The 16,878-nt window shown below is 34.3% G+C and carries 19 protein-coding genes; 13 read left to right on the forward strand and 6 right to left on the reverse strand.

Features of this window, described 5'->3' with window-relative positions:
• Position 1: 1 nt before the first annotated feature.
• From ACAM30_RS07005 to ACAM30_RS07025, 5 genes are read right to left on the reverse strand one after another with little or no spacing between them, the layout of a single operon-like run.
• Positions 2 to 148 carry a hypothetical protein gene (locus tag ACAM30_RS07005; RefSeq protein WP_369617832.1) on the reverse strand — a complete coding sequence of 49 codons (147 nt, stop codon included), beginning with the start codon at positions 146 to 148 and terminating at the stop codon, positions 2 to 4.
• Between the two features lie 5 nt (positions 149 to 153).
• Entirely contained in the window at positions 154 to 546 is a 393-nt protein-coding gene (locus ACAM30_RS07010; RefSeq protein WP_369617833.1) for a hypothetical protein, read from the reverse strand.
• Between the two features lie 3 nt (positions 547 to 549).
• Entirely contained in the window at positions 550 to 1,194 is a 645-nt protein-coding gene (locus ACAM30_RS07015) for an ATP-binding protein (protein WP_369617834.1), read from the reverse strand.
• Position 1,195: 1 nt separating this feature from the next.
• Positions 1,196 to 2,041 (reverse strand): AAA family ATPase, encoded by an 846-nt coding sequence (locus tag ACAM30_RS07020; RefSeq protein WP_369617835.1) that lies wholly within the window; start codon positions 2,039 to 2,041, stop codon positions 1,196 to 1,198.
• A 16-nt stretch (positions 2,042 to 2,057) separates the two neighbouring features.
• Positions 2,058 to 4,046: a hypothetical protein gene (locus ACAM30_RS07025; RefSeq protein ID WP_369617836.1), complete on the reverse strand. Its 1,989-nt coding sequence runs from the start codon at positions 4,044 to 4,046 to the stop codon at positions 2,058 to 2,060.
• Between the two features lie 347 nt (positions 4,047 to 4,393).
• Between ACAM30_RS07025 and ACAM30_RS07030 the strand changes: the two genes are divergently transcribed.
• The 8 genes from ACAM30_RS07030 (at position 4,394) to ACAM30_RS07065 (ending at position 12,670) form a co-directional block, all read left to right on the forward strand.
• Positions 4,394 to 5,050: a helix-turn-helix transcriptional regulator gene (locus tag ACAM30_RS07030; RefSeq protein WP_369617837.1), complete on the forward strand. Its 657-nt coding sequence runs from the start codon at positions 4,394 to 4,396 to the stop codon at positions 5,048 to 5,050.
• A gap of 11 nt (positions 5,051 to 5,061) precedes the next feature.
• Positions 5,062 to 5,298, forward strand: a complete 237-nt coding sequence (locus ACAM30_RS07035; RefSeq protein ID WP_369617838.1) for a hypothetical protein — start codon at positions 5,062 to 5,064, stop codon at positions 5,296 to 5,298.
• Between the two features lie 609 nt (positions 5,299 to 5,907).
• Positions 5,908 to 6,273 (forward strand): hypothetical protein, encoded by a 366-nt coding sequence (locus ACAM30_RS07040; protein ID WP_369617839.1) that lies wholly within the window; start codon positions 5,908 to 5,910, stop codon positions 6,271 to 6,273.
• A 45-nt stretch (positions 6,274 to 6,318) separates the two neighbouring features.
• Positions 6,319 to 6,654: a hypothetical protein gene (locus tag ACAM30_RS07045; protein WP_369617840.1), complete on the forward strand. Its 336-nt coding sequence runs from the start codon at positions 6,319 to 6,321 to the stop codon at positions 6,652 to 6,654.
• 112 nt (positions 6,655 to 6,766) lie between these two features.
• The gene (gene pgi, locus ACAM30_RS07050) at positions 6,767 to 8,410 is read left to right on the forward strand and encodes a glucose-6-phosphate isomerase (RefSeq protein WP_369617841.1); all 1,644 of its coding nucleotides are present in this window, start codon (positions 6,767 to 6,769) and stop codon (positions 8,408 to 8,410) included.
• A 321-nt stretch (positions 8,411 to 8,731) separates the two neighbouring features.
• A complete protein-coding gene (locus tag ACAM30_RS07055) occupies positions 8,732 to 11,560 on the forward strand; it encodes a TonB-dependent receptor (RefSeq protein WP_369617842.1) in 2,829 nt (942 codons plus the stop codon).
• Positions 11,561 to 11,665: 105 nt separating this feature from the next.
• Positions 11,666 to 12,088, forward strand: coding sequence for a hypothetical protein (locus ACAM30_RS07060; RefSeq protein WP_369617843.1), 423 nt, complete (start codon positions 11,666 to 11,668; stop codon positions 12,086 to 12,088).
• Positions 12,089 to 12,178: 90 nt separating this feature from the next.
• On the forward strand, positions 12,179 to 12,670 hold the full coding sequence (locus ACAM30_RS07065; protein ID WP_369617844.1) for a septal ring lytic transglycosylase RlpA family protein: 492 nt from the start codon (positions 12,179 to 12,181) through the stop codon (positions 12,668 to 12,670).
• 76 nt (positions 12,671 to 12,746) lie between these two features.
• Here the strand turns inward: ACAM30_RS07065 and ACAM30_RS07070 are convergent, their stop codons facing one another.
• Positions 12,747 to 13,202, reverse strand: coding sequence for a DinB family protein (locus ACAM30_RS07070; protein WP_369617845.1), 456 nt, complete (start codon positions 13,200 to 13,202; stop codon positions 12,747 to 12,749).
• A 77-nt stretch (positions 13,203 to 13,279) separates the two neighbouring features.
• Here ACAM30_RS07070 and ACAM30_RS07075 point away from each other — a divergent pair, with 77 nt between their 5' ends.
• The 5 genes from ACAM30_RS07075 to ACAM30_RS07095 all read left to right on the forward strand — a co-directional run bounded on the left by ACAM30_RS07075 (position 13,280) and on the right by ACAM30_RS07095 (position 16,723).
• Positions 13,280 to 13,630, forward strand: a complete 351-nt coding sequence (locus ACAM30_RS07075; protein WP_369617846.1) for an arsenate reductase family protein — start codon at positions 13,280 to 13,282, stop codon at positions 13,628 to 13,630.
• Between the two features lie 186 nt (positions 13,631 to 13,816).
• Positions 13,817 to 14,677, forward strand: a complete 861-nt coding sequence (locus ACAM30_RS07080) for a YicC/YloC family endoribonuclease (protein WP_369617847.1) — start codon at positions 13,817 to 13,819, stop codon at positions 14,675 to 14,677.
• Positions 14,678 to 14,767: 90 nt separating this feature from the next.
• Positions 14,768 to 15,340, forward strand: a complete 573-nt coding sequence (gene gmk, locus ACAM30_RS07085; RefSeq protein ID WP_369617848.1) for a guanylate kinase — start codon at positions 14,768 to 14,770, stop codon at positions 15,338 to 15,340.
• 96 nt (positions 15,341 to 15,436) lie between these two features.
• The gene (nadD, locus tag ACAM30_RS07090) at positions 15,437 to 16,018 is read left to right on the forward strand and encodes a nicotinate (nicotinamide) nucleotide adenylyltransferase (RefSeq protein WP_369617849.1); all 582 of its coding nucleotides are present in this window, start codon (positions 15,437 to 15,439) and stop codon (positions 16,016 to 16,018) included.
• Positions 16,019 to 16,723 carry a hypothetical protein gene (locus ACAM30_RS07095; RefSeq protein ID WP_369617850.1) on the forward strand — a complete coding sequence of 235 codons (705 nt, stop codon included), beginning with the start codon at positions 16,019 to 16,021 and terminating at the stop codon, positions 16,721 to 16,723.
• Positions 16,724 to 16,878: the final 155 nt, after the last annotated feature.

Raw genomic sequence — 16,878 nt, forward strand, 5'->3', positions numbered from 1 at the left:
TTTAAAGTTTATCTTTGTTTTTACTTACCTGCTTACTTCTTAAATTTCTAAGATCAGATTCAATTGTAACTCTATTTAAATGGTTTGGATTATCCCTCAACCATTGCTCTAAATCGGCAATTTTATTTTTTACTTGTTGTGGTGTCATAGTGATTAGTTTAAAATTTCTATTGGGAATGGTACTCTGATACCTGGTACTTTTGAAGGTTGTTGATCTCGTTTTTTTGCTTCATTAAGCAACGGTATTGGAAAGCGTGACATCAGTTTACTTATGCACTTACAATAAAGTCTGTCTTTATCTCTTCCATTCACTCTAGGATATCTTTTTATTAAATCCTTAAACTCTAATTCTTCTTTATGAAGTTCGATTGTAAACCATTTACTAACTGCCGAAGAGGTTACAACTTTTCTAAACTCGAAAGAGCTAATCGTTACACTTTCGACCCAGTAAAACCAAAATGCAAGTATTAAATCTTCTTTGGTTTCACATACTTTTAAATGATCCATTAAATAATCTGTTGCAGATTCTTTTGTTGTTGTTTTCATAACTTATCCTTTTTCTAATAGTTTTACTTGTCTGTCGTTGTAACCTTTTTGCCAAATGACATGAGGTTCGTAAGCCTCAAATCTATTTTTCTCAATTATTGCCTGATAATCTGTCACATTGACTACTATATCTGCATCATAATAAATATCTTCTGCTATTTTTCCTTTGGGTTTCTTACCATCAGCACCACTAATCCAAATGAAGGTTGTATCTTGAAATTGGCTAATAAATTCAAAATAATGTTCGCTTCTCATCTTCCTAAAAAAGTACTGAACCGAATCAATAACTACTATTTTTGGCTGCCTCTGTCGGCTTAACCTTGCTGTTAGCTGAACTATATTTTCCTGATGGTAGTTAAATCCAGGTACACCTTTCATGTTACTTCGTTTCAACGCCATTTTAAACCCTTTTTTCATTCCTTCCTCAGAAGTGTTGTAGTGCACTTTTTGGGAATTCAAACAAATCTGTTTTACAGCTTGTAACACATAAGATGTTTTTCCCTGGCCTGAACCTCCATAAACCAACCAATGACTATTTCCTAACTGAGGTTCACCTAGGTGTTCCTTCCACTCTTTATCTACTTTTATGGTTTTAAAATTTATCCGGTCTATATCTTCGTAGCTGTAAGCTCTTGGAACTTTTATCATATTAGGCAGCCTTTTTTTGATTAAGGAAATAACTTTCTACATCTTGTTTAACGCGTCTTAAATCACCTTCACAATTACAAAAGATTGTTTCGATTCTATCCATGTCAGTTAAACCATTTTCTATACATATTGCAGATACATCAGTTAGGGTAAGAGGTTTTAATTTTAGAAACTTTCGGCCAATTCTTGACCATAATTCGAAGTAACCGGAGCGATCTGCTTTCACTCCTCGTTTGATTCTTTTTTCTAGTGCAGGTACACCGGAGAGTAAGAAGCCGCAATGCCCAACCAGATCATTGTAGAAATCAATAAAGAAATCCATAGAGCCGTCTTTTAGTTTGTCCATTTGATCAATTATCACTAAAGGTTTTTCCAGTGTGCTCAAATGATCAATAAAACGCTCTACCAAATCTTCTGTGGTTCCAAAATCATCTAATCCGCAAGCTGTCACCAAGGCTTTAGCGTAACTTTTTGATTTCCAAAATGTTTTGCATTCGATATAAATCACATTTGGTAAAGTGCTAGCAATTAATTTATAGGCTTGGCTTTTTCCTGCGCCTGCATCGTAAGAAATTCCAAAACTTATAGACTTTTCTTTTGCTTTTTCAGCATGGCGATAGATATACTCTAAATTGGTAGTTTGAGCAGTTTTCCAGTCTAACTCTATACGAAGTTTCACTTTTACTTTGCGCCACATTTCATCTTTTATAAGCCCCCAGTTTTCATTTATCATCTGACTTATGGTGGCCGATGATACTCCTGCTTTGGTAGCTACTTTATTTTGAGAGGTTAACGCACATAAGTGCTTTATTTCTTTGGTAATCTGTTGTTTTTGTGATGTTGTCATGGTAGTTTTGGTTAAGTTAAAAATCGTACTCCTGGTCTGCTGCTTCAGCAATTAGTTGTTCTACTTTGCTAATATTTCCACCCATTTTTATAAGTAGTTCAGTATCTTCTATTAGTGTTTCTCTGTTAATTCCTGTCCTATTTTCAAGGGCTTTAAGCTCTCTTTGGGTGCGTTCTAATTCTAATTTTCTAACTTGCATATCTGCAAGCCATTTTTCTTTATCACCTTCTTTCATTAGGGCAGGGATATTTTGATGTTTTCGTTTAGGTTCTGCGTTGGCTATCCAAACGTAATTGTCTTTTTCGTCCTTAGCATAGAGTTGAACATAGCCATCAAGAAAATCAGGGTCATAGCGTACTTTGAATTTATTGCCAATGTTTTTGTATCTAAAGTTAAGGTCAACCGCTCCGGTTTTGTCATACACTTCAAATTCGTAATCAGTACCTCCAATTTTTAAATTCATACCACTTGATTTGTAGGTCACTAATCGTTTGGTTTCTTCTATCCACATTTTATCCATTATTTCCCAAAGCGTTAGTGGTTCTTTCATTGGCATTTCGTGTTGATACACTTGGTTTCTTGATGTTTTATCAAAATGTGGATGTTCGCCATTGTTCCATATATTTACAGCTGCTATCCACGCTTTTTGCAACTCGTCAACCGTTTTTAGATGTGCTTTATTCTCCAGAATAAAATCAGCATTCATTTTATTATCATCACGTCTTACAGTTATACTTTGTCCATCCGAAAACCAAAACTTGGTAATGACTTCCTGCTGAATACGTGCAAAAAGATTCTCAGCAGGGTTGGAGTGATTTTTTGCCTTGTTTGGGTGATGTGTTCCGTGACCATCAATAGCCATAAGTGAATCGTACAAATCCTGCATTCTGTCCATTTTGTGACCTCCTTGATGATCATAAGTCAGATAGTAAGGACGGCATTGTGCTTCATTGACTGCCATTTTAATAGCTTTGAAATGTTCAATATGGCTTTCGGTAAATGAGATATCCCAACCTATGATCTTTTCACTATACACATCAAACATCACGTCAATTTTAAGTTTTGCTCCCATTTTATTTGAGCTTTCATCCCAGTAGTGAATCCAATCCAGTTTTGTACCATCAATCGCCCAATATGCGTTAGGGAACCAATCGCTTCTATCTCTGGTGATGGTGTGCTTGTATTTTTTATTGTAAGCTGCCAATCCGTGGCGGGCTAATGTCCATATACGTTCTCTTTCTGGTTGATAGAGCCAATTGTAAATCGCCGATTCGGTTAAAGATTTCCAATCGTGTTTTATTGCCTCACGTTCATAATCCTGTAAAACTTCCGGAATAGACATTTTTATTGGCAAACAATATTTAGCTAAGATAAAATCAGCTATTTCGTCTTTAATTATTTGTGCATTTTTTTGGCCTTCTCCTTTGTGAAGGAATACTTCGTAACCGTTTTTTAGATACTCGTCATATTTGGCCTTTAATCTACGCGGATTGCCCGGTAGGGAATATGTCCACTTTTTGGTATTAATAGCATTAACGGCTTCACTGATGTTTTTCCAAATCTCCGTAGTTTTGCGGCCAAATACTTTAGATCTAACTAAACGATCATTAAGCACTGTTTTAATGGCGTTTAAAATGATTGCGTTTGTCGCTTTTTCTCTTTGATCTTCCAGAGATAGTGGTTTGCCGCATGGCTTACGATGTTCTGCAAAAAACTTGATTGCTTTCGAATCCGGAAGTATATACTTCTCAAGATGATTACGTACAACTACATCTTTAGGGTCTTTCAGTTTTTCAATACATACTTTTTTGAAATCTGTTCCTTGATGTACGGGTAAATCGTGAAAGCTTATAAAGGGTTCATTACCTGGTCCTCTTCCTTCTTTTGTACGGATCAACTTTCCTCTGTTGCATAATTTTTGATAATTGCCATACGAAATTAATCCCCAGTCTTCATAAAGAAGTTTGGCAGGTATGGAGAGTATGTTATTGTGATATTCGTACATTTTAAAATGAATTTGTTCCCGTCGTGGTGTCGAAACCATGCAAGCCGTGACGGGTTTATTATTATAATCTTTGGATTGTTTTATTGATCTCCTTTTCCATTAGTTTGTAATCCTCACAAATCTTAATGGAAGTATCACTTTGTCTATCTCCTCGGAGAGAAGCGTTAATGAATTGAATAGTCAAACCATATTTTTCTTTTAATTTTTTTATAATTACAGGGTTGTGACTTGCGTACTCTTTTTTTTGTTTACTTTTGTCCATTGTTCTAACTGTTTCAATTTGTTTTACAAATATAGAAGATAATTTTCAACACATCAAAACAAATAGGTGATAATTTTCAATTTTTATGAATAATATTTTAGACTCTTTTAGTAAAGTTGCTAAAAACGAAGGTGTTACAATAACAAAGCTTGAACAAGTGATAGGTGCTAGTAAGGGAGTTTTATCACGTGCAATTGCAAATAATAGTGATATTCAAGCTAAATGGATTTTAAAATTAGTTGAAAATTATCCCCAATATAATTCAGAATGGCTCTTAACTGGTAAAGAACCGATGTTGAAAAGTAAGAATACACCAATAGCTATAAAAACAAGTAGTACTAATGGATATCCTTTAGTTTCTGTTACTGCCATAGGAGGCTTTGGCAATAATGCTTTCACTATACTTCCTCAAGATGTTAAAGACTATTACAACATTCCAAAATTTAGCAATAAAAAAATTGACTTTATGATTGAGGTTGAAGGTAGTAGTATGTATCCAAAATACAGCAGCGGAGATATTGTGGCTTGTACAGTTATTAAAGAAAGTCGTTTTATACAATGGAACAAAACACATGTTATTGCAACTAAAGAACAGGGAATAATTATTAAGCGAATAAAAAAGGCCGCTTCTGAAGATTCCCTTATCATGATTTCGGATAATGAAAATTATGATCCTTTTAATGTTCCCAAAGAAGAAATAACCGGAATAGCTTTGGTTGTAGGTGTAATACGATTAGAATAAACAAGTTATATATGGAAGATTTTTTAAAAGAATTTAATCGAGTAAGGTGTAATCCTATCTACTTTATTGAAAAATACTATAATGTAAGGAATGAAAGCAAATTAGAGCTAACAGAGGAACAAAAACAAAAACTATTTGACAAATATAAAATGATCCCTTTGTTTGATGATTTTGAAAGTATTAATAAGTACAATGATAGAATTGATGAATTAAAAAAACAAGGTTATAAAGATTGGGAAATACATTAAAGTTGCTTATTTACAGATGTTTACCAGTTTATAACTGTGTTTTTTATGTATTTACACCCCCATTCTCAAGTAATTTTTAAGTACTAAATACCATTTTTATGTATTTTTAGTAAACTATCGTGCTGTTTTTTTACTGATTTTTGTCTACCTATTTGTCTACCTATTTGTCCATTTAGATCTTTTTTATACATTTTTTTGTTTTCTGCATTTTTTATAAAATAGATACAAAAAAGCCCTCCTATTTGAGGGCTACTTGCTGTTAAAAATTGCCTATAATCCTTGAAAATAGTATGTTTAGCTATTTTTCTACTTGTATAATGTATTTTATTACTTAAAAGGCAAACTTGTAGCTATTTCAATGGTAGTTAAATAGCACTTTGTAGTAGTATAATGTACATTTCAAATTATTATTATTATCGCCCTTTTTGTGTGTTAAGTCCTGATATTGTTGACTTTTCGACCTTTTTTGTATTAGTTACTTTTGTACAATTCATTTAATAGCCCCTAGGTAGCGGTCTCTCCGGTAACTGCCGATTTTTAATTGCAAGTGCAGCAGCAAGAGATTTATCCAAGTTCAATCCGGATTCCGTAAAAAACGGACATGCTCTATTGGACGACAATTCTTTCTTTAAAGTACTGGACATTTACAACATTGACAATAAAACTCAGATTCTCTTACTTAACATTCCCGGAAACTCACTTCCGCTTTTCAAAAATTCAACTTCAAATCTTGAAGAAGAAATTACAGAAAAAGCGAGACAAAAATTCACCGCTAAAATTAATTCACCTTTAATTCCGGAATTACAAACCGAAGTCTGGAGAGAAAAAACAAAAGCCCCTATTGGCATCAGTCGTTCCGGTGAATTATACTTTGACGATTCCACTATCAAAAAAGAAGAGCTTCAAAGAATAGATATCAACAAAACCCAAAAGCGAATCGAAATCAACAAAAAGCCCTGGTGGAAAATTTGGTAAAACTTCCACTTAAAAACAAGTATCTGTCAAATCCTACATCGACGCATGAAACGATTCTTATTACTACTTTCCTGTACAATAGCTGCGGGCTGTTCGAATCCACACACTTTTCTTTTAAACGATAAGAACCAAAACCAATACTTTGTATCGGAATCCATCCAACAGGCAATCGAAAAAGATATAATTAAAAAATCACCTTTAATTGTGATCAACGGAGTTCCGTTTCGATATGACAAAAAGCAAGACACTATAATTTTGCCTCTTGAAAAAACTGACATTATTAGTATAGATTTTTTAAACGAAAACAGCAGCCGCATCATTTACAATGAAAAAGAAAACGATGGTGCTATCATAATTACAGCAAGTATTCAGAACAAATAAACAGTTATATCGTTTTCGTAACTATTTGTTATATAATTGTGAAGCTTAAAGCTATTAGAACTAATTTCAGTATTTTTGTTTTTTTATAACCACATTCTCAATTAAACAAAAAATGGCTTTAAACACTACAAACCCAACCGGGACTGAAGCGTGGAAAAATCTGCAAAACCACTATAACGCAATTCACAAAACTACAATACAAGAACTTTTTCAACAGGACAATACCCGTGTTGAAAAATTCAATTTACAATGGAACGACTTCTTAGTTGACTATTCCAAAAACAATATTAGTCAGGAAACCGTTTCTCTTTTATTGGAATTAGCCAATTCAATCGGACTAAAAGAAGCCATCTCACAATATTTCGAAGGAGCAATAATCAACCAGACTGAAAACAGAGCCGTTTTACATACTGCGTTACGTGCACCCGAATCGGCAGTTATTAAAGTAGATGGCGAAAATGTAATCCCGGAAGTCTATGAGGTAAAAAACAAAATCAAACAATTCACACATGGGGTTATTTCGGGAGAAAGAAAAGGTTTCACCGAAAAAGCTTTCACTGATGTAGTAAATATAGGTATTGGAGGTTCTGACCTTGGACCGGTTATGGCAGTTGAAGCTTTACAGTATTACAAAAACCACTTAAACTTACACTTTGTTTCCAATGTAGACGGCGACCATGTAAACGAAGTGATTAAAAAACTGAATCCGGAAACAACTTTATTCCTAATTGTTTCTAAAACTTTTACCACTCAGGAAACCTTATCTAATTCTGAAACTATTAAAACGTGGTTTTTGAAATCAGCCTCTCAGGAAGATATTGCAAAACATTTTGTTGCGGTTTCAACCAACATTCAAAAAGTAACCGAATTTGGAATTAATCCTGATAATGTTTTCCCAATGTGGGACTGGGTTGGAGGAAGATTTTCACTTTGGAGCGCTGTTGGTTTAAGCATTTCGTTAGCGATTGGCTTCGACAATTACAACGAACTGTTAAAAGGAGCTAATGAAATGGACGAACATTTCAAGACAACACCGTTCGACAAAAACATTCCTGTAATTCTGGCATTACTAAGCATTTGGTACAATAATTTCTTTGGTGCCGAAAGCGAAGCATTGATTCCATACACCCAATATTTGCAAAAACTAGCTCCCTACCTGCAACAAGCTACAATGGAAAGTAACGGAAAAAGTGTTGGTCGTGACGGAAAACCTGTTAACTATCAAACCGGAACCATCATTTGGGGAGAACCGGGAACGAATTCACAGCATGCCTTTTTTCAATTGATTCATCAGGGTACAAAATTAATTCCGACAGACTTTATTGGATTTATCAAACCTTTATACGGAAACGAAGATCATCATGATAAACTGATGTCTAACTTTTTTGCTCAGACTGAAGCCTTAATGAACGGAAAAACCACTACACAAGTTCAGTCCGAATTTGACAAACAAGGATTGTCAGCAGAAAAAGCTTCTTACTTGTTGCCTTTTAAAGTTTTCACAGGAAACAAACCGACGAACACGATCTTAATTCAAAAACTAACCCCAAAAAGTCTGGGATCACTGATTGCATTGTACGAACACAAAATTTTTGTTCAGGGTATTATCTGGAATATTTTCAGTTATGATCAATGGGGAGTAGAACTAGGAAAGCAATTAGCGAATTCAATTTTGGATGAAATTAACACCAAGACGGTAAAAAATCATGATAGCTCGACTTCTTTCTTGTTAAATCACTTTTTGAAAAACAAGTAAAACTCAAAAAAGTACAATACACAACATACTGAAACGCCTTGATTTAATAAAAATTAAGGCGTTTTTTCGTACAGATAAACATCAAAAACGTCTCAAAATACAGTCTCCTGCAAGTTTAGCGCTACAAGACAACTAAAATAGTTACGATTTTAACAAAATTCACGTCAAAAAATTCAAAAAAAAATCATTTTACCTAACAAAAAAAAGAAAAATCGTTTTAATGCGCAACACATTATACAAAACTTTACTTTCTTAACACTTTGATAACATTATCTGATTTTATTGTTATAATTTTGCCAAAAACAATAAACTAATTAACAAATGAAGACAATGAAAAATTGGTTACTTACTGGACTACTGTTCATGATAGTTTCAACCGCATTTTCTCAAGGAAAAATTTCCGGTATGATTACCGACGGAGTGGGTTCACTTCCGGGAGCAAACGTTGTGATCAAAGGATCTACAGTTGCTACTTCTACAGATTTTGACGGTAAATTTACTCTTAATGCAACAACAAGTACAGGAGAAATCGTTATTTCTTTTTTAGGTTACGAGAATTTAACTCTTAGATTTTCAGTTAAAAATGGTGAAACTACAAATCTAGGAACAATCGTTTTGACTTCTAATTCTAATGAATTAAGCGAAATTGTTGTAAAAAGTACTATCGTTGACATCGCAAAAGACAGAAAAACTCCTGTAGCGGTTTCAACAATTAAAGCTGCTGAAATCCAGGAAAAACTTGGAACTCAGGAATTTCCAGAGATCTTAAGAAACACGCCTTCTGTATACGCAACTAAAGCTGGTGGTGGTTTTGGAGATTCAAGAATCAACATTCGTGGTTTCAACCAAAACAACATCGCTGTAATGATCAACGGTATGCCGGTTAACGACATGGAAAATGGTTCTGTTTACTGGAGTAACTGGTCTGGTTTATCTGAGGTAGCTTCAGCTATTCAGGTTCAAAGAGGTTTAGGAGCTTCAAAATTGGTAACTCCTTCTGTAGGAGGAACAATCAACATTGTAACTAAAGCTGCCGACAGAAAAGAAGGAGGATCTTTTTCTTCCGGATTTGGTAATGGAAGAAACTTTAAAGTTCAAGGCTCATACAGCACCGGAAAACTAGACAATGGTCTTTCTGCTTCTATCTTATTATCTCAAACAATGGGAGACGGATACGTGAACGGAACCCAATTTGAAGGTTCTAACTACTATGTTGCTTTAGGATACGGCAGCAAAAGTGGAAAACATGACTTTCAACTTACAGTAACAGGAGCTCCACAATGGCACAACCAAAGATCTACTGTACCAACAATCGCTACTTACCAAAAATACGGTATCAATGGAGATCCAAACATTAGATATAATGCTGATGCAGGATATTTAAACGGTGAAGAATATAACATCAGAAAGAACTACTACCACAAACCGGTAGCTTCTTTTAATTGGGATTACAAAATCAACGAAACTACAAAACTTTCAACTGTACTTTACGCGTCTATGGGACGTGGAGCTGGTGCAGGAGCAACAGGTGGTGTTGGTGGAAACACTTACAACAGTGCAGTATTCTTAACAGCTGATGGTTTAGTTGATTACAACAAAATCCAAGCTTGGAACAATGGTACAGGACAAGTTTTCTTTAACGGAGCAAACAGAACAAGAACACAAATTGGTGGTGTTTACCAAAACAGTTCTTCAACTGGTAGAACAGGAGCAGGAACTACTGCATCTCCATATGTTTACAATACTACATCAGGTATCTCTCAAACGTCATCTATCAACTCACATGACTGGTTTGGAGCTGTTATTAACTTGAACAAAAAATTATCTAACACACTTACTTTAGATTTCGGTCTTGACGGAAGAACTTATACTGGTTACCACTTTACTGTTGTTAACGACAGATTAGGCGGAGGTGAATTTTTTGACAACAATATTGCAAGCTTAAAACCAACTGGAAGACGTATTACAACCACAGCTTCTACAAATGTTCAATGGAATGTTTTTGACAAAAGACAATATGATAAAATTTCATTCAACAGCACTGGAAAAGTGAAATGGTACGGAGTATTTACACAATTAGAGTACTCTAAAGATAATTTAACAGCTTTCGTTCAGGGAGCAGTTTCTCAACAAGGATTCAAAAGAGAAGATGACTTTGTTTACCTTCCAACTGACCCATTAACTTCTACTCCTTACAAAAACATCCTAGGAGGAAACGTAAAAGGTGGTGCTAACTACAACTTAAGCGAAAAAAGCAACGTTTATGTAAACGCTGGTTACTACTCAAGACAACCATTCTTTAACTCTGTTTATCCAAACAACAGATCAACAGTAAACCCTAACCTTACTAATGAGAAAATCATTGGATTTGAGGCTGGATACGGTTTCCGTTCTAGATTTTTCAACGCTACAGTAAACGTTTACAACACAACTTGGAACGACAGATACTTAAAAGGTAATGCATTACCAACTGACCCAAATACTTATACTGAATATTTAGGTCTAAACGAGGTACACTCTGGAGTTGAGGTAGAAGCAACTTCTAACATCACTGACAGATTAAAAGTAACAGGAATGGTATCTTACGGAATCTGGGAATACAAAGGAAATGCTACTGTTAACGCATACAACCAGGCAGACAATACTCCTGTTGTAGGATACGTTGCTACACCAGTTTATATGGACAAAGTAAAAGTAGGTGATGCTGCTCAAATGACAGCTTCTTTAGGTGCTGCTTACGAAGTTTTAACTAGAGTAACTCTTGATGCTAACTACAATTTCAACGATAAATTGTACGCTGGATTAAGCCCAATCAACTTTGCAGATCCAAACAACAAAGGAGCATTACAATTGCCTTCTTACGGTTTACTTGATGCTGGTTTCTCATACAAAATGTTAACTGGAAAAAACAAAGACAAATCAGTTAACTTCAGATTAAACGTAAACAACGTACTTGATAAAATCTATATTGCTGAATCAAGAACAAATACTTTCGCTGATGACAACCTTCCTGTAGCTGCTGGTCAACCAGCTGGTTCAAAAGGAACTTATGCATCTAACGGGATGCTTTACAACGGAGTAGCAAACGTTAACCAGGTTTTCTTCGGTTTCGGAAGAACATGGAACTTCTCTCTACGTTACGATTTCTAATATTTAGAATCTAAATAAATACCTAAAGCGGCATTGACTTTTAGTCTGATGCCGCTTTTTTTATACCCTTTTTTGCTATATTTGTTTTATCAAAAAATCTAATTTATGTACCATTTTTTACAAAAGTTCCATTCAGGATGGGCTTATTTAGCACTGTTGCTTTTATTAATTGCTACTGTAAATGCCATTATTGGCCTTACTTCCAAAAAAGACTTTACAGGCAAAGATCGCAAGATTGCATTATTTGCCTTGATCGGAACTCATACACAATTATTAGTTGGTTTAATCCTTTATTTTGTATCCCCTTTAGGGAAAGCTGCTTTTGGTCAAATGTCTAATGCAGCACTTAGACTTACTTCATTAGAACACCCTTTAATTAACATTATTGCTATCATTTTGATCACAATCGGTTGGTCTAAACATAAAAAATTAATCAATAGCGATGCAAAGTTTAAAACGTTTGCTATTTTTTACGGATTAGGATTATTGCTTATTTTAAGCAGAATCCCATGGAGCCTATGGTTCTAAGAAAAAACCAATTAAAGCCCTGAAAATAGGGCTTTTTTTATCTCGGCATATTATTTGTACAAACTCCCCAAGTCTGAAAAAAAATAAAACATGAGAAATAAAAAACATATTTTACTCACTGCACTTACTATAACTTTTTTAAGTTGTTTTAGCTATGTTATAAGCCAAACAAAACCTGCAACTGAACCTAAAATTACTCAGGATACTGTCAAAACTGCCAGACCGAATTTAATTGCAATACCAACTGATTCTGTTTTTACAGACAAGGGTCTGAAATTAAAACCTTATAAAAAAAATGCACATGCCTCTTATTACGCTGATCGTTTCAACGGTAAAAAAACAGCCAACGGAAGCCGATTCAGCAACAGTGCTTACACTGCCGCACACAAGAAACTTCCTTTCGGAACCAGAATAAAAGTTACCAACGAAGCCAATGGAAAATTTGTAATTGTAAAAGTTACCGATCGTGGACCATTTGTTCGAACAAGAGATCTCGATTTATCCAAAAGAGCCTTTATGGAAATCGCCAAAAGCAAAGGAAGCGGCGCCATGAAAGTCACAATCGAAACGATAGTCGAATAATGTCTTTTTAAAATACAAAACCCGACAGATTTTAAGAACCTGTCGGGTTTTTTCCTTTTAATGGATTGAGAAAAGATTAAACAAACTTTCGAATACTCATTACTACCCCGGTGTGAACGCCTTCATGGTAATTATTGAAATCCAAAGCTCCATTGATGTTCTTTAATGTATACCCTAAACTGGTAGGATATTCATGGTAATTCACAAAAACACTTTTTTCAAAATCAGTTATAGTTTGCTCAAAAGTAGCTGAAAGCAATGTTCGTATTTCATCTACTTCTGCCTGTGACACATCCCCTTCCGGTTTCGAATCTTTTTTGTATTTAGCCATAAATTCCTCAGAAACCATAACCGGTAAACCTGATAATTTGTAAACTATTGCCTGCTGCGTAGCCACACAGTGCGCAATGTTCCAGATGATATTGTTATTGAATCCTTGCGGAATTTTGTTTAATTGTTCTAATGAATGACTGTCTAAAACTTTCAAAAGAATCTCTCTAATGGTCTTTTGTACTTCAAAAACTGGGTTCATATTTTTATTTTTTTTCTAAAATTAGGCAATTTTAAGTTTCAAATGAATTTTCTTTGTAGTCTCTTAAATTTAAACTTATGAACAAAATATATTACTTAGCATCCTGCGATACTTGCCGAAAAATTATTAAAGCATTACCAGAAGGTCATAACCTGGTTTTTCATGATATTAAACAAAACCCGATTACAGAAACTGAACTAGAAGAAATGTACCAACTTTCGGGGAGTTACGAAGCTTTATTCAGCAGAAAAGCACAATTGTATAAGTCGATGGATTTAAAGAACAAATCTTTAACGGAAGCCGATTTTAAAAAATACATCTTAGAGCACTATACTTTTTTAAGCCGCCCTGTTTTTATTATTGACGGCAAAATCTATACTGGTAACAGTCAACAGAACATTTTACAGGTAATGAAAGCTTTAGCCTAAAAAAATTTCCTCAAACCTATTTCAAATTTATAGTTCTTGTAATTCGGTTATATAAGCTCCTGAATTTGTGTAAATTTGTGAAATTTGTGGCGAAAAACCTTAAAAAACCTTACTCTTAACACTTTAGCTTTTTACAGCCAAACACTGCAAACTTTTATTTATCTTTGCGCCTTTATACTCAATTATATGATACAATCTATGACAGGGTTTGGCAAAGCTTCTTTGCAATTGCCTACAAAAAAAATTACCGTTGAAGTAAAATCCTTAAATAGTAAAGGTTTAGATTTAAATGTTAGAATGCCATCGGTATATCGTGAAATGGAACTAGGTTTAAGAACTCAAATCTCTACGAAACTGGAAAGAGGCAAAATTGATTTCGGAATTTACGTTGAAAGTACTTCTGAACAAACCTCAACTAAGGTAAATGTTCCTGTTGTAAAAAACTACATTGCCCAACTAAAAGAAGTTTACCCGGATGCAGATGAAACGGAGCTGATGAAAATGGCCGTTCGAATGCCGGATACCCTAAAGACCGAGCGTGAAGAAATTGACGAAAATGACTGGGAACAAATTCAATTAATCATTGAAGAGGCCTTAGAAAACATTTTGACTTTTAGAAAAGACGAAGGTGAATCTCTTGAAAAAGAATTCAATCTAAGAATATCCAATATTCGTCAATACATGAATGACGCTCTGGCGCTTGATCCGGAACGTATTAAAGCCATTAAAGACCGTTTGCAGACAGCTATTTCAGAATTACAAGTGAATGTAGACGAAAACCGATTCGAACAGGAATTGATTTATTACTTAGAAAAACTTGATATTACTGAGGAAAAAGTTCGTTTGACTAATCATTTGGATTATTTCCTTGAGACTATAAAAGGTTCTGAAGCTAACGGCAGAAAACTAGGATTCATTACTCAGGAAATGGGTCGTGAAATCAATACAATGGGTTCAAAATCTAATCATGCACAGATGCAGAAACTGGTTGTGATGATGAAGGATGAACTGGAAAAAATCAAAGAACAGGTTTTGAATGTACTTTAAAAACTGTAAGCTTTAAGCAATAGGCTTTCAGCAAAAAAACATTTACTAAGAGAGCTTAAGGCTTACCGCCTAAAGCCTAAAGCAAACATAATGAACAAAGGAAAATTAATTGTTTTCTCGGCACCTTCGGGATCAGGAAAAACAACGATAGTAAGACATTTACTGGGAAAAGAAGATTTAAATTTAGAATTTTCAATCTCGGCAGCTTCCCGTGACCCACGTGGAGATGAAGAACACGGAAAAGATTATTATTTTATTTCACTGGAGCAATTCAAAAAACACATCAAGGCCGAAGAATTCTTAGAATGGGAAGAAGTGTATCGTGATAACTTTTACGGAACTTTAAAATCAGAAATTGAAAGAATCTGGGCTTTAGGGAAAAATGTGATTTTTGATATTGACGTTGCGGGTGGACTACGTATCAAACACAAATTCCCGGAACAAACTTTAGCTGTTTTTGTGAAACCTCCAAGTGTTGACGAATTAAAACGCCGACTAAAACAACGTTCTACTGAAAGTGATGATAAAATAAACATGAGAATTGCAAAAGCCTCTGTGGAACTAGCTACTGCCCCACAATTTGATATGATTATCAAAAATTATGATTTAGATACAGCCAAAGAAGAGGCCTATCAACTGGTAAAAGAATTCATAAACAAGTAATTATTCCACAAAGATTCACAAATACAAACACAAAATAGCACAAAAACTTTGTGAAGCTCTGTGATACTTTACGAATCTCTGCGAAACAGAACACTTATGAAAATAGGCCTTTATTTCGGAACGTATAATCCCATTCACGTCGGTCATTTAATCATTGCCAACCACATGGCTGAGTTTGCCGATTTAGATCAGATATGGATGGTTGTTACACCACACAATCCGCTTAAAAAGAAATCTACTTTGCTGGACGATCATCAGCGTTTGCAGATGGTGTATTTAGCCACTGAAGATTATCCTAAAATAAGGCCTTCAGACATAGAATTCAAATTACCACAGCCTAATTATACCGTCAATACACTGGTTCATCTGCATGAAAAATATCCAACTCATGACTTTTCCTTAATCATGGGCGAGGACAATCTGAAAACGCTTCATAAATGGAAGAACTACGAAGTGCTTTTAGAACATTACAATATTTATGTTTATCCCCGGATTTCTGAAGAAGAGGAAAACATCGAATTAAAATCACATCCAAAAGTTCATATTATTGATGCTCCCATTGTAGAAATCTCTTCTACTTTTATCCGAAACAGTATCAAAGAAGGCAAAAACATCCAGCCTCTTTTACCACCAAAAGTCTGGGAATATATTGATCACAATAATTTTTACAAGAAATAGATGCTCTTTTCTGCTTCGATTTTTTACCCAAAGAGAGCTAGGTCATTTGACTTTACTTTGTCTGAAAAGTTAACTTTCTATTCTATAATTGCAATTATCTTATATGTTTTATTGCTTCTGTTTATAGAAACTTCATTTGGCTATGACATTTCAATATATGCTTATTATCTACTTATCGTTCCCATTATAACTTATATCATTGGAGGCGCTATTAGACTAACAGAATACGAAAATATAAATGGAACTTTTTTAGGTACAATTTCTTTTGAAGATGAATTTCTAGTTATAGATGCTAAACAATATCAATATAGTAAAATAGAAAATCTAATTCTACATGGAAATTCTTATTCTGGTCAAAGAAACGAAAACACTAGATCTGGCCCGATGTACAGCAATGGAACAAATAATTTAATTTCTTTTAATTATAAAGGTGAAAAAATCTGGCGAAATTTTAAATTAGATTCTGAAAGACATATTGATGAATTGCAGTTAGCATTATTGCAAATCATTACAAATGAAAAAATTCCATACCAAAGAAAATATCTGAATCTAATAAACCTAGAACATCGTACATACATCAAGTTTGAATTATTCATCGCAAAATTGATCAAAGAAAAGAGAATCGAATGCACAGAAGGATTACTGCTAATTGGATACGATTCTGATGTTCAAGCAAAAGAATTAAGAGAAAAATACTGTTGTTAAAAATCTGACAATATACTACCCCCAAAAAAAACCTGAATTCTAAAATTCAGGCTTTCTCTTTTAATATATTCATCATACAAACAACTCCAAAGGATTGTACTATTAATAGTTAATTATGCAAATGCGTTTTAAAGCTTTGGCGGAGCGGTATTTCG

The organism is Flavobacterium sp. CFS9, from assembly GCF_041154745.1.
GTDB lineage: Bacteria > Bacteroidota > Bacteroidia > Flavobacteriales > Flavobacteriaceae > Flavobacterium.